The organism is Rhodococcus sp. FG69, assembly GCF_057808915.1.
Genome location: NZ_JBMDIX010000020.1, coordinates 77,914 through 90,379 on the forward strand (window position 1 = coordinate 77,914; position 12,466 = coordinate 90,379).

The 12,466-nt window shown below is 64.6% G+C and carries 11 protein-coding genes; 4 read left to right on the forward strand and 7 right to left on the reverse strand.

Annotation, left to right across the window (positions count from 1 at the left end):
• Positions 1-8 precede the first annotated feature (8 nt).
• Together ACODSO_RS16945 and ACODSO_RS16950 are read right to left on the reverse strand one after the other, a co-directional pair.
• The gene (locus ACODSO_RS16945) at positions 9-1,805 is read right to left on the reverse strand and encodes an ABC-F family ATP-binding cassette domain-containing protein (RefSeq protein WP_068377921.1); all 1,797 of its coding nucleotides are present in this window, start codon (positions 1,803-1,805) and stop codon (positions 9-11) included.
• Entirely contained in the window at positions 1,805-2,740 is a 936-nt protein-coding gene (locus ACODSO_RS16950; RefSeq protein ID WP_489037937.1) for a 4-(cytidine 5'-diphospho)-2-C-methyl-D-erythritol kinase, read from the reverse strand. The genes ACODSO_RS16945 and ACODSO_RS16950 overlap by 1 nt, the downstream gene beginning before the upstream one ends.
• Positions 2,741-2,826: 86 nt before the next feature.
• Between ACODSO_RS16950 and ACODSO_RS16955 the strand changes: the two genes are divergently transcribed.
• Positions 2,827-3,828, forward strand: a complete 1,002-nt coding sequence (locus tag ACODSO_RS16955) for a helix-turn-helix transcriptional regulator (protein WP_489037938.1) — start codon at positions 2,827-2,829, stop codon at positions 3,826-3,828.
• A 65-nt stretch (positions 3,829-3,893) separates the two neighbouring features.
• Here the strand turns inward: ACODSO_RS16955 and rsmA are convergent, their stop codons facing one another.
• From rsmA to ACODSO_RS16970, 3 genes are all read right to left on the reverse strand, one after another.
• Entirely contained in the window at positions 3,894-4,769 is an 876-nt protein-coding gene (gene rsmA / locus ACODSO_RS16960; RefSeq protein WP_489037939.1) for a 16S rRNA (adenine(1518)-N(6)/adenine(1519)-N(6))-dimethyltransferase RsmA, read from the reverse strand.
• A 51-nt stretch (positions 4,770-4,820) separates the two neighbouring features.
• Positions 4,821-5,948 carry a resuscitation-promoting factor gene (locus ACODSO_RS16965; protein WP_489037941.1) on the reverse strand — a complete coding sequence of 376 codons (1,128 nt, stop codon included), beginning with the start codon at positions 5,946-5,948 and terminating at the stop codon, positions 4,821-4,823.
• A 178-nt stretch (positions 5,949-6,126) separates the two neighbouring features.
• Positions 6,127-6,966, reverse strand: a complete 840-nt coding sequence (locus tag ACODSO_RS16970) for a TatD family hydrolase (RefSeq protein ID WP_489037942.1) — start codon at positions 6,964-6,966, stop codon at positions 6,127-6,129.
• A gap of 20 nt (positions 6,967-6,986) precedes the next feature.
• Here ACODSO_RS16970 and metG point away from each other — a divergent pair, with 20 nt between their 5' ends.
• Positions 6,987-8,543: a methionine--tRNA ligase gene (gene metG, locus ACODSO_RS16975; RefSeq protein ID WP_489037944.1), complete on the forward strand. Its 1,557-nt coding sequence runs from the start codon at positions 6,987-6,989 to the stop codon at positions 8,541-8,543.
• A 103-nt stretch (positions 8,544-8,646) separates the two neighbouring features.
• On the opposite strand, the gene ACODSO_RS16980 is transcribed toward metG, so the two are convergent.
• Positions 8,647-10,029 (reverse strand): WS/DGAT/MGAT family O-acyltransferase, encoded by a 1,383-nt coding sequence (locus ACODSO_RS16980; protein ID WP_489037945.1) that lies wholly within the window; start codon positions 10,027-10,029, stop codon positions 8,647-8,649.
• A gap of 134 nt (positions 10,030-10,163) precedes the next feature.
• On the opposite strand from ACODSO_RS16980, the gene ACODSO_RS16985 reads away from it, so the two are divergent.
• The gene (locus ACODSO_RS16985) at positions 10,164-11,186 is read left to right on the forward strand and encodes an alpha/beta hydrolase (protein WP_489037947.1); all 1,023 of its coding nucleotides are present in this window, start codon (positions 10,164-10,166) and stop codon (positions 11,184-11,186) included.
• Between the two features lie 14 nt (positions 11,187-11,200).
• Positions 11,201-11,629 (forward strand): SRPBCC family protein, encoded by a 429-nt coding sequence (locus ACODSO_RS16990; protein ID WP_489037948.1) that lies wholly within the window; start codon positions 11,201-11,203, stop codon positions 11,627-11,629.
• Between the two features lie 7 nt (positions 11,630-11,636).
• On the opposite strand, the gene rsmI is transcribed toward ACODSO_RS16990, so the two are convergent.
• Positions 11,637-12,464, reverse strand: coding sequence for a 16S rRNA (cytidine(1402)-2'-O)-methyltransferase (gene rsmI / locus ACODSO_RS16995; RefSeq protein ID WP_489037949.1), 828 nt, complete (start codon positions 12,462-12,464; stop codon positions 11,637-11,639).
• Between the last annotated feature and the right edge of the window lie 2 nt (positions 12,465-12,466).

The window sequence follows — 12,466 nt, forward strand, 5'->3', positions numbered from 1 at the left end:
CGGCGGCGCTAGTCCAGCTCAGCAGCCAATTCCATCCAGCGTTCTTCCGCCACGTCCTTGTCGGCGAGCACCTTCTTGAGCTCGGTATCGAGTTCGAGTAGCTTGCCCGAGTCCGACGCAGCCGTCACCAGTTCGGCGTGCAACGCGATCTCGCGATCGGACAGCCGGACGACGAGCTTCTCGAGCTTGCTCAGCTCCTTGCGTGCCGCCCGCTCCGACGCAGCGTCTCGCACGGCCTTTTTCGCGGTCCCACCCGTGGTGAGGGAATCGGGGGTGGCATCGGCCGCGATGACGGCACGCCGACGCAGATACTCCTCGATGCCGCCGGGCAGGTTGGTCAGCTTGCCGTCGCCGAACAAGGCCCATGTCGAGTCGCAGATACGCTCGATCAGGTACCGGTCGTGACTGATGACCACGAGTGTTCCCGCCCAGCTGTCCAGCAAGTCTTCGAGTTGTTGCAGGGTGTCGATGTCCAGGTCGTTGGTGGGCTCGTCGAGCAGCAGCACGTTCGGCTCGGCCATGAGTACCCGCGTCAGCTGCAGTCTGCGGCGTTCGCCACCGGACAGATCTCCGACAGGCGTGCGCTGGCGAGCAGGTGTGAAGCCCAACCGCTCAGCGAGCTGACCTGCCGACACCTCCTTGTCGCCCAGCGTGATTCGCTCGGCGACCTCTTTGACGGCGTCGAGAACGCGGAGCTTCTTCGGCAGGTCGTCCAGTTCCTGCTTCAGCCAACCGATCTTGACGGTCTGCCCCTCGATGCGCTTGCCTGCAGCCGGTTTCAGCTCCCCGGCGAGCGTGCGGAGCAACGTCGTCTTGCCGGATCCGTTGACACCGACCAGACCGACACGCTCACCGGGCGCCAGACGCCATGTGAAGTCCTTGACCAATTCACGGCCGTCGGGAGTTTCGAGCCGTGCGTCCTCGAGTTCGATGACCACGCGTCCGAGCCTGCGTTGCGCAAACGACGCGAGCGCCACGGAGTCACGCGGGGCCGGCACGTCGGCGATCAATGCCTCTGCGGCCTCGATGCGGTACTTGGGCTTCGACGTCCGAGCCGGTGCGCCTCGGCGCAACCATGCGAGTTCCTTGCGGGCGAGGTTTCGGCGACGCTCCTCGGACGCATCGGCCTGACGTGAGCGCTCGGCGCGGGCGAAGACCCAGTCGTTGTATCCGCCCTCGTAGGTTTCGATGCCACCGCCCACGACTTCCCACGTCTGGTTGGCCACGGTATCGAGGAACCAACGATCGTGAGTGACGACGACGAGCGCGCTGCGACGCGACACCAGGTGCGCGGCAAGCCATTGCACACCCTCCACGTCGAGGTGGTTGGTCGGCTCGTCGAGGACGAGCAGATCGAGATCTTGAACCAGCGCGGCCGCCAGCGCGACACGGCGACGCTCGCCGCCGGACAGGTTGTCGATCGGGGCGTCGAGACCCGAGCTGCCTGCCGGTCCGAGGTCAGCGATTCCGATGCCCGTCAAGATGTTTCGGACCCGTGAGTCACCGGCCCACTCGTGCTCGGCCATGCCGAGCGGGTCGAGAACTACCTGCCCGACGGTCGATCCGGGCGGCAATACCCCGCGCTGCGTCACGACCGCCATGCGGAGTCCGCCCACGCGGCTGACGCGACCGGAATCGGGTGGCTCGATGCCCGCGAGCACCTCGAGTGTCGTCGTCTTGCCGCCGCCGTTGAGGCCGACCATGCCGATGCGTTCGCCCTCCTGGACGCCGAGGGACACGCCGTCGAGCAGCGGCTTCACACCGAAGGACTTGGAAACGTTTTCGAGATTGACGAGATTGACCATCAGGGGAAACCAATCGATTCACTAGTAACAACGCGAGCACCGGGAACTGGACCGCTCGCGACACGCACCGTGCGGCAGACACCCGCACCGGACAGTTCAGCGCTGACCGACACCGCGGTGTCGGCGTCGGCGCACAGGAATGCACAGGTGGGACCGGAGCCGGACACGATTCCGGCCAGAGCCCCCGCGGTCACGCCCGCCCGCAGCGTTCGGCGTAGTTGCGGAAGCAACGACGTCGCCGCGGCCTGGAGATCGTTGCCCAGCAATGGCGCAAGGGCATGCGCATCACCGCTGGCGAGTGCTTGCATCAGCGCGTCGGGCGCGCCGAGGCGAGGCGGGCTCCCCTTGGCTCTGAGTTCGTCCAACTCGGCGAACACCGCCGGAGTCTGCAATCCACCCTTGGCCAGCGCAAGAACCCAGTGGAACGTGTTGCGGGACAACACCGGGAGCAGTTTCTCGCCGCGTCCGGTTCCGACCGCGGTGCCGCCGTGCAGAACGAATGGGACGTCGCTTCCCAGCTTCGCGGCAAGGTCGGTGAGTTCGCCACGGGACAACTCCAACTTCCACATCGCGTCGAGTGCGACGAGCGTCGCCGCCGCATCGGAGCTACCGCCGGCCATACCGCCCGCAACCGGGATGCCCTTGTCGATGGTGATCTCGACGAGCGGTTCACGGCCGACCGCGTCGGCCAACAGCACGGCGGCCTTCCACACGAGATTTCGCTCGTCCGTCGGGACCTTCTTGGCGTCGGCACCCTTGACGTTCACGCGCAGACCCTGCGACGGCACCACCGAGATCTCGTCGGACAGCGACAGGGCCTGGAACACCGTCGTGAGTTCGTGGTAGCCGTCGTCCCGCAGGTCACCTACCGACAGGTGCAGGTTCACCTTCGATGGAGCCCGGACGATGACGGGGCTGTGGACGACTGATAGCACGGTAGTCAACAGTATCGGAGAAACAGGGTCGGCAAGAACCAGCATCGAGGACAGTAACGGTCCGCAATAGATGCCAGTATCTACACATGCGGGAAACATCGGCACGATTGCTCAAGTTGCTGTCTCTGCTCCAGACACGTCGAGACTGGGCAGGAGCTGAGCTGGCCGAGCGGCTGGCCGTGACGCCTCGGACGGTGCGACGCGACGTGGACAAGCTGCGCGAGATCGGCTATCCGGTCAACGCGACCGCAGGCGTCGGAGGCGGGTATCAACTCGGTGCAGGCGCCGAGATGCCGCCGCTACTGCTCGACGACGACGAGGCCCTCGCGGTGGCGTTCGGGCTGCAGTCCGCGGCAACCGACTCGGTCGCAGGAATCGGCGAGGCCTCCTTGCGGGCGCTGACGAAGCTTCGTCAGGTCATGCCGTCGCGCATCCGGCACCGGCTCGACGCCCTACGTATCGATGTCGTCGAACGCCCTCCACGATCGGCGGTCGACGCGTCGATCCTGTCCGTGGTCGCCGGTGTGTGCCACAACCGCGAACGGCTGCGATTCGACTACCGAACGCACGACGGGACCGAGGCCCGCCGCGAGGTGGAGCCGTACAGCCTCGTCCGAGCGGGTGCGCGCTGGTACCTGCTCGGGTGGGATCTCATGCGAGAGGACTGGCGATCCTTCCGCGTCGACCGACTGCAACCGAAGATCCCGACGGGCCCACGCTTTTCTCCGCGGGAGCTTCCGGCCGGCGGCGCCGCGGCATTCGTCGCCGCCGGAATCGACCGCGCATTCAGCCAGGTGCAGGCGAGGATAAAGCTGCACGCCTCGATCCAGACCATCGCGCCGATGGTCGACGAGGAGTGGGGAACCCTCGAATCGAGCGGCGACGACGCATGCATCATCATCCTGTCCGGGGATTCCCTGCCGTCGATCGCGCGGTGGTTGTCAGCATTCGACACCGACTTCACCGTGATCGATCCGCCGGAGTTGCGTGACGAATGCGCCCGGATGGCGGAACGGCACGCGCTGCTCAGCCAGCGGTACAGCCGCGCGCTCGAGTTGCCCGCGGCTGCCCGCTTGAATGGACCGTAGAAGCTATTTGGGCAGTTTCCAAGCGATCACGGCGGCGGCCCAGCGATCAGGGGCGCCGCCAGCGATCAGGGCCTCGTCCCCGCCAACCTGACGAACGCTGCGGCGTCGATTGTCTCGCCGCGTGCCGAGGGGTCGATGTCTGCCTCCCGCAGGCGCCGCTCCGCCTCGACGGGCGATCCGGCCCAGCCTGCGAGCGCGGCACGCAGTGTCTTGCGGCGCTGCGCGAAGGCAGCGTCGATGACGGTGAAGACCTTCCGGCGATGGGCGTCGTCCATCGACCACGGTGGCTCGGCGTACCGATCGATCCGTACGAGCCCGGACTCCACCTTCGGCACCGGCCAGAACACCGAACGGCCGACCGAACCTGCGCGTTTGACGGTTCCGAAGAAGTTCGCCTTGACGCTGGGGATGCCGTAGATCTTGCTGCCCGGATCGGCGGCCAATCGGTCGGCTACCTCGGCCTGAACCATCACCATGGCTGTGCGCAGGGAAGGCAGTTCGGAGAAGAGGTGAAGCAGAACTGGGACGGCAACGTTGTACGGCAGGTTCGCCACCAGCGCCGTCGGCTCACCCGGAATGTCCGACGCGGTCACTCGGAGCGCATCGAACTCGACGACCGTGAGTTGCTCGGTATGCGACGGGGCACGCTCGGCTACGGTCTGAGGGAGACGCCCCGCGAGCTTGGGATCGATCTCGACGGCGATGACGGCGTCGGCGACGTCGAGAAGCGCAAGCGTCAGCGATCCGAGCCCCGGGCCGACCTCGAGTACGGTGTCCGATCCCCCGACGCCCGCCGAGGCGACGATGCGGCGCACGGTGTTGGCGTCGTGTACGAAGTTCTGGCCGAGCGATTTGGTGGGCCGTACATCCAACTCGGCGGCGAGAGATCGTACTTCTGCAGGTCCGAGCAGCGCCGCAGGTTCCCTCACATGTTCAAGCACTGTGAAAACTCTACGCACCTACCGCAGGAGCGCGGCCTGCGGAGGTACTGGTCACCGGTAGCCGAGGCGAGCGGTGCATGCAGGCCATGCGCCCCAGCCCTGCGACTTCTGTGTCACCGACGCGATGGCGATCTGCTCCTCGCGGGTGGCAAGGTCGGCACGCGGTGCGTACTTGAGACCGCCTTGACGCTCCCAGGTGTTCTGATCGAACTGCACGCCACCGTAGAAGCCGTTTCCGGTGTTGATCGCCCAGTTTCCAGTTGCCTCGCACTGTGCGAGCGCATCCCACGTCGCACTGTTCTCGACGGGCGGGACCTCGGTCCCCGGCTTCGCACCGACGCGGACGACCTTCGGTTGCGCGGGAACCTTGATGTCCTCGTCGACCTTCTCGCGGCCGACCTCGGCGCCGTTGACGGTGTTGATCTGCCAGGTGATGTCGGAGATGCCCGGGGCACCGGGGTTCTCGACGACGGTTCGGCTCATGTTCATCGTCGGATCCTCGATGCGCTGCTCCGGCGGGAGGACATCGGTGGTCTCGGTCTTCGTTTCGGTGCGGTCGCGGGTGACGACGATTTCGACGCCGTCCGCAACCTTCGCGTCAGGGCCCGGCGTGACCGTGTCGGCCTGCTCGAGCGGCATGCCCGCTTCTTCGAGGAATTCCCGGACGGTTGGGGCAGCCAGCGTCACCGGGGTTGCCGGAGCGGCACCGTCGACCAGCGAGACCTGCTTGGGGAGCGCGACATCGAGTTCGGTGCCTTCGAGCGGAAGCCGCTCGCCACGCGAGGCCGACACGTGTACGTCCTCGGCGAGGTTCATCTGCTGCAGTGCCTCGTCGACGGTCAATGCCGTCGTCCAGATCTGTTGAGGCTGGCCGTCCACCGTCACGTTCAACTCGCGAGCGCGACGGTAGACGACCGTCTCACCATCCGACAGCGGCTCTTCGCCAGAGGGCGCTACGAGATCCTTGTCACTTGCTTCGTATCCGGCCGCTTCGAGTGCGCCGTCGACGTCCGAAGTCATCGTGCTGAGCGTGATCATTTCGCCATCGACGTCGATCGTCACGGTTTTGTGACGAGCGACTGCGGTGGCACCCCCGACAATCAGCGTGAGCAGCAGCGCGGCCACCACCAGGTACAACGTGAGAGACCTGGTGGAGTTGAGGCGGGCGATACTAGACACAAGTGATTCCTGAGATCGTCGGCGTTACCTTTACGAGGAACGCCTGCCGGCTGGATCACGATACGGTAACGAATCGGTGGACATCCCGCAACTCCGCGCCCGATATACAAGCGATCACGGCCTCCCCTGACTGCCTGTGACCTGCCGTGTGCTTGTGTGAACAGCCGAAAGTAACGATTCACGCACGAGCGGTAAGCGCGTACACCCTCTCCGCATTCGCCGTTACCTTCGCCGCCAACTCGTGCGGATCCTGATCACGGATCGCCGCGAGTGCACGCGCGGTGTACGGCAAGCAGTAGGGCTCGTTCGGCGCGCCACGGAAAGGATGCGGCGTCAGGAACGGCGCATCGGTCTCCACCAGCAACTGGTCGTCGGGAATCAAGGCGGCGGCTTCGCGGAGCGCATGAGCATTCTTGAAGCTGACTGTCCCCGACAGGCTGAGCACGTACCCGGCGTCGATACACGCACGCGCCATCTCCGGACCGGACGAAAAGCAATGGAAGATGACGGTCTCCGGCGCGCCTTCTGCACGAAGCACCGTCAACAGATCGTCGTCGGCCTCGCGGTTGTGGATCATCAGCGGCTTCTGTAGCCGCTTGGCCAGGTCGATGTGCCAGCGAAAGCCGTCGTGCTGCTCGGGCACGCTCGCGCACCCGTCGAGCTTCCCTGGCCAGTAATAATCGAGCCCGGTCTCCCCGACTGCGACCACTCGTGGATCCGACGACAGCTTCTCGATCTCGACCTTGACCTCGTCGGTGAGCACGTTGGCGCGCGTCGGGTGAATTGCGGTGGCTGCCCAAACGCGGGAGTCCCAGTGCGCGGCGTCCACGGCGAAACGTGCAGCCCCCAGGTCGTCGGCGACGGTGACGACTCTCCCGACACCGACGGACTCGGCTCGATCGAGGATTGCAGCGACACTCGCGGCGTCGGAAGCACCACAAGCGTCGAGATGGGTGTGGGCGTCGACGAGGCTGTCGAGAGGTTCGGGCAACGGTGGTGCAGGACGATCTTTGGTCACGTCGTTAGAGTAGGCGCACCATGACTGCGCCAGCTGATGCCTCACGGCCCCCTTTCTATGTCACGACCGCGATCGCGTACCCGAACGGCGTGCCGCACATCGGACACGCGTACGAGTACATCTCCACGGATGTGATCGCCCGATTCAAACGACTCGACGGCTATGACGTCATGTTCCTGACCGGGACCGACGAGCACGGACTGAAGATGCAGCAGACGGCCGTCAAGGAAGACATCGACGTCCGAGACCTCGCCGCCCGCAACTCGGACGTGTTCAAGAAGCTCGACGAGACTCTCGGGATCTCCTACGACCGGTTCATTCGCACCACCGACGCCGATCACCACGAGGCCAGCAAGGCCATCTGGGCCAAGATGGTCGAGCGCGGCGACATCTACCTCGACGCGTTCGCAGGTTGGTACTCGGTTCGTGACGAGGCGTTCTACACCGAAGCAGAAACGACGCTGACCGAGGACGGCACCCGCATCGCGACCGAGACCAGTACGCCCGTCGAGTGGACCGAGGAGGCGTCGTACTTCTTCAGGTTGTCCGCTTATCAGGACAAGCTGCTGGAGCTGTACGACAGCAACCCAGACTTCATCGCACCGAACACCCGTCGCAACGAGATCGTCAATTTCGTCAAGAGCGGTCTGCGGGACCTGTCGATCTCGCGGACGACATTCGACTGGGGTGTCCAGGTTCCGAACGATGCCGACCACGTCATGTACGTCTGGGTCGACGCGTTGACCAACTACCTCACCGGCGTCGGCTACCCGGACACCGACTCGGAGAAGTTCCAGAAGTACTGGCCTGCAAGCCTGCACATCATCGGCAAGGACATCACCCGATTCCACACGGTCTTCTGGCCGGCATTCCTGATGTCGGCCGGCATCGAACTGCCGAAGCGCGTGTTCGTGCATGGATTCCTGAACAACAAGGGCGAGAAGATGTCCAAGTCGCTCGGCAACGTCGTCGACCCCTTCGCACTCGTCGACGAGTTCGGTCTCGATCCGCTCCGCTTCTTCCTGCTGCGAGAGGTCTCCTACGGCCAGGACGGCAGCTACAGCGCCGAGGCAATCGTGACGCGCATGAACGCCGACCTGTCCAACGAGCTCGGCAACCTCGCGCAACGCTCACTGACGATGGTTGCCAAGAACCTCGACGGGAAGGTCCCGACGCCAGGCCCGTTCACGTCCGACGACGAGGCTCTGCTCGCGCGCGCCGACGCGCTGCTCGACATCTGCCGCAGGGAATTCGACGTGCAGGCTCTGCACACTGCGCTCGAAGCGATCTGGTCGGTGCTCGGCGAAACGAACCGCTACTTCTCTCAGCAGGAGCCGTGGGTCCTGCGCAAGACCGATCCGGACCGGATGGCCACGGTGCTCTACGTGACGCTCGAGGTTCTGCGCATCGTCGGCATTCTCGTGCAGCCCGTCATGCCCGGTTCGGCGGCACGGATCCTCGAGCTGCTCGGCGATCCAGCTCACGAGTTCGTCGACATCGCAACACGAATGGTGCCGGGCGAGGCGCTGCCCGCGCCGTCACCGGTGTTTCCGAAGTACGAGGTCAAGACCGCTTGAATGGTCCATCCATACGATCAAATGGCTAGCAGGGTCCATTCAAGCGAACGGGACCATCGCTTGAATGGACCATCCATACGATCAGATAGCTAGCAGGGTCCATTCAAGCGGGTGTGGTGACCACCTTTTCCAGCTCAACGAGCGAATTCTCCAGGTGCGTCAGGATCCGCTGCAGGTGCGGGACGCTTCGTCGACACCCGATGAGCCCGAAATTCAGCGAATCTGCGCTACTGGCGACGGTGATGTTGAGCGCCATGCCGTCGGCCACGATGGAGGCCGGGTAGACCCCGTCGAGACGTGCTCCGTTCCAATACAACTCGTCCTTCGCACCGGGCACGTTGGAGATGATGACGTTGAACGGCGGTGGAGTGTTGTTGACGAATCCCGGGACCGCCCCGAACAGTAGCGGCAACATCGTCGCGGCCCCGAACGCCAGGGACTCGAGAGTGTTGAACTCCCGCATCATGTCCTTGCCCTTGACGGTGGAGTCGGTGATACACGCCAGCCGTTCGAGCGGATCCGATTCGTGCGTACCGAGATTGCACAGGATGGTCGACACCGAGTTACCCTGGCTGCGGTCCTCTCCGGGCTTGCGTAGAGACACGGGAACCATTGCGATCAAAGGCGAATCGGGAAGCGCCTCCTCGTCGATGAGATAGCCGCGCAGGGCACCGGCGCACATGGCGAGGACGATGTCGTTCAACGTCACGTCCAATGCCCTGGCCACCTTGGTCATTCGCGTGATCGACCAACTTTCGGCGGCGAACCGTCGGGCTCCGCCGATCGGCACGTTGAACATCGTTCGCGGCGCCCGAAGCGGCAGCTGGGCGCCCTCGTTCTTCAACGCGCGCACACCCAGTCGCGCGGCGGCCGGTACGAAGTCCGCCAAATCGCCGACGATCTTGCGCCCCAACGACAGGCCGCCCGCTACCGTCTCGAGTGCCGTCGACGGCTTGGGTGCCGGCTTCGAGTGGAACAGCGACGGATCCCACGTTGCGACGCCGCTCCGGTCGTCGGGATCGGTCGTCAGCGTGTTCATCATGAGCTTCAATGCCGAGACACCGTCGACGAGCGAGTGGTGCACTTTGGTGTACAAAGCGATTCGCCCGTCCGCGAGTCCCTCGATGATGTGCAGTTCCCACATCGGACGATAGCGGTCGAGCGGGGTGCCGTGATTGAGGGAGATGAACTGAAACAGCTCGCGGATGCGTCCGGGCGCAGGCAGGACCACGCGTCGAACATGATATTCGAAATCTATATCGTCCTCGCGTGACCAGGCGAGCGCGCCCATGACGTTGACCGGCCTGCCGGGGCGCTTACGAAACAGCTCGTGCACCTCACCCTTTGTGAACTGTGTGTGGATCAAGTCCGCAAGGTCGTGAGGTTCCCCAGCAGGTACGAATAACTGCAGCCCGCCGACATGCATCGGGTGTTCTCTGGACTCGGCGATCAGGAACACGGATTCGGTTACGGGCATGAGCGCCATGTGCGATCACCTTTGCGCCTAGTTTCGATCACGGTGTGACATCGAACACGATCTCACGTTAATGCAACCTAGATCACAGGATAATGTCTGTTACAGAGGGTCCCAAGAAAGTTGTACGAGAGGAGGCGAGGACGATGAACACCGTGCTCTCCGCACTGAAACAACCTAAATCGTCGCCGAAGGGTACCTCCAACAGGGTCGATGTCCGTGGCCGAAGCGTGAGCTCACGTGCTCTCGCGGTCTACCTGCAGCTCACGGTCCGCCCCTTCCTGACAGTCTGGTCGAAGGCGCCCGGCCTCCCCTGGCCGATGGGACTGGTCGACTACGCGGGAATGCTGGTCCCGCCGTTGAAGGGCACGGAATATCGGTCGGTGATGTTGGCCGAGTGCGAGGCGGAATGGATCCGCGCCGAGGGCGTCGGGAACGACCGGGTCGTGTTGTACCTGCACGGCGGCGCGTTCGTCTGCTGCGGCCTGAACACGCACCGACGGCTCACCTCTCGCGTCTCCCAGAGCGTCGATGCGCCCGTTCTGTCGGTCGACTACCGCATGATGCCGCGCAACCCGATCTCGCACGCGGTGGAAGACGGAGTCGACGGCTACCGCTACCTCCTCGATTCCGGGTACCGGCCGGACCAGATCTTCATCGCAGGCGATTCAGCGGGCGGCTACCTGGCCTTCATGGTCGCTCTGATGCTGCGCGATCTCGACCTTCCGACGCCTGCGGGAATCGTCACGATGTCCCCGCTGACCGACATGGATCCGACGGGCAAGCTCGAGCACGACAACGCATCTCGATGCGCGGTGTTCCCCGCAGGTGCAGTCCCCGCGCTCACGGTGTTGGCCGACCGCGTCGACGCCCGCATCGTCGTCGAGGGCACCCGCGGCCCACGTGTGTCGCCGGTCGACGCCGATCTGACGGGCCTTCCCCCGGTTCTCATTCAGGCGGGGTCGACCGAAATCGTGCTCGCCGACGCCGAACTCATGGCCGACCGTCTGGTGGCCGCCGGCGTCGACTGCGAACTGCAGGTGTGGCAAGACCAGGTTCACGTGTTCCAGGCGGCCGACTTTCTCCCCGAAGCGCAGCACGCTCTACGCACGATCGGCCAGTTCGTTCGCTCGCGTAGCGCGATTCGGTTTGCGCAGGACTCCGCCTGAGTTACGTTGTCCCCATGGCAGTCACAGCAGACAAAGAGGTCGACATCGAAGCCGATGCGGCAGCAGTGCTCGAAGTACTCGCAGATGTGGAAGGGATTCCGTCGTGGTCACCCGTCCACAAGAAGGTGGAGGTCGTCGACCGGTTCGACGACGGTAAGCCCCATCATGTGAAGATGGAGGTCTCGATCCTCGGAATCAACGACGAGCAGACCGTCGAGTACACGTGGTCGGACAACAAGGTGATCTGGGATCTGGTCGAGAGCACCCAGCAGAAGGCTCAGCACGGCGAGTACACACTCACCCCGTCTGCCAAAGGCACGCACGTGAAGTTTTCGTTGACCGTCGACCCGAAGATCCCCCTCCCAGGGTTCCTCGTGAAGAAGGGCACCAAGACGATTCTGGAGGCCGCAACCGAAGGACTTCGGCAGCAAGTCCTCGGCTGAGACCTCGCTACACTCCCGCCACCCGGGAGGCGAGCACCGCCTCGTACAACTCCCTCTTGCTGACGCCGTCGACAGCCAGCTGCGCGCACGCATCCTTCAACCGCATGCCCGACGCCACGAGCTGTTCGACGTCGTCGATGAGGTCTTCCGGTTCCGACGCCACCGCCACGGCACCGGCGAGAACAACGGTGATCTCGCCGCGCACGCCGTCTTCGGCCCACGTGGCGAGTTCGCCGAGGGTTCCACGCTTGACCTCCTCGTAGGTCTTGGTGAGCTCCCTGCAGACAGCGGCCCGGCGATCCGGACCGAGAACCGCGACGGCGTCGGCGAGGCACGCAGCGAGGCGATGGGGGGCTTCGAAGAAGACGCATGCGCGCTTCTCGGACTTCAGCGACTCGAAGAACTTGCTTCGCTGGCCCTGTTTGCGCGGCGGGAACCCGTCGAAGCAGAAGCGCTCGACAGGCAGGCCTGACAACGCCAGCGCCGTCGTCACCGCCGACGGACCGGGCAGACACGTCACCGGGAGGTCGGCGTCGACGCAGGCGGCGACCAAGCGATATCCAGGATCACTCACCGACGGCATGCCCGCATCCGTGACCAGCAGGACCGACTTGCCGTCTCGAACGGCGTCGACCAGACCGGGAAGGCGCGCTGTCTCGACCTGGTCGTAGAAGCTGACCACCTTTCCGGTGATCGTCACCCCGAGTCCCGACGCCAGGTGTTTGGTCCGGCGGGTGTCTTCAGCTGCGACGACGTCGGCTGTGGCCAGCGCGTCGCGTAGTCGCTGGGACGCGTCACCCACGTCGCCCATCGGGGTAGCGGCAAGGATCAGCATCC

Bases quoted from the DNA above. Each gene is read 5' to 3' on its own strand.
- rsmI (WP_489037949.1), bottom strand. From the start codon at position 12,464: ATGCTGATCCTTGCCGCTACCCCGATGGGCGACGTGGGTGACGCGTCC.
- ACODSO_RS16990 (WP_489037948.1), top strand. From the start codon at position 11,201: ATGGCAGTCACAGCAGACAAAGAGGTCGACATCGAAGCCGATGCGGCA.
- ACODSO_RS16945 (WP_068377921.1), bottom strand. From the start codon at position 1,805: ATGGTCAATCTCGTCAATCTCGAAAACGTTTCCAAGTCCTTCGGTGTG.
- ACODSO_RS16955 (WP_489037938.1), top strand. From the start codon at position 2,827: ATGCGGGAAACATCGGCACGATTGCTCAAGTTGCTGTCTCTGCTCCAG.
- metG (WP_489037944.1), top strand. From the start codon at position 6,987: ATGACTGCGCCAGCTGATGCCTCACGGCCCCCTTTCTATGTCACGACC.
- ACODSO_RS16980 (WP_489037945.1), bottom strand. From the start codon at position 10,029: ATGGCGCTCATGCCCGTAACCGAATCCGTGTTCCTGATCGCCGAGTCC.
- ACODSO_RS16985 (WP_489037947.1), top strand. From the start codon at position 10,164: ATGAACACCGTGCTCTCCGCACTGAAACAACCTAAATCGTCGCCGAAG.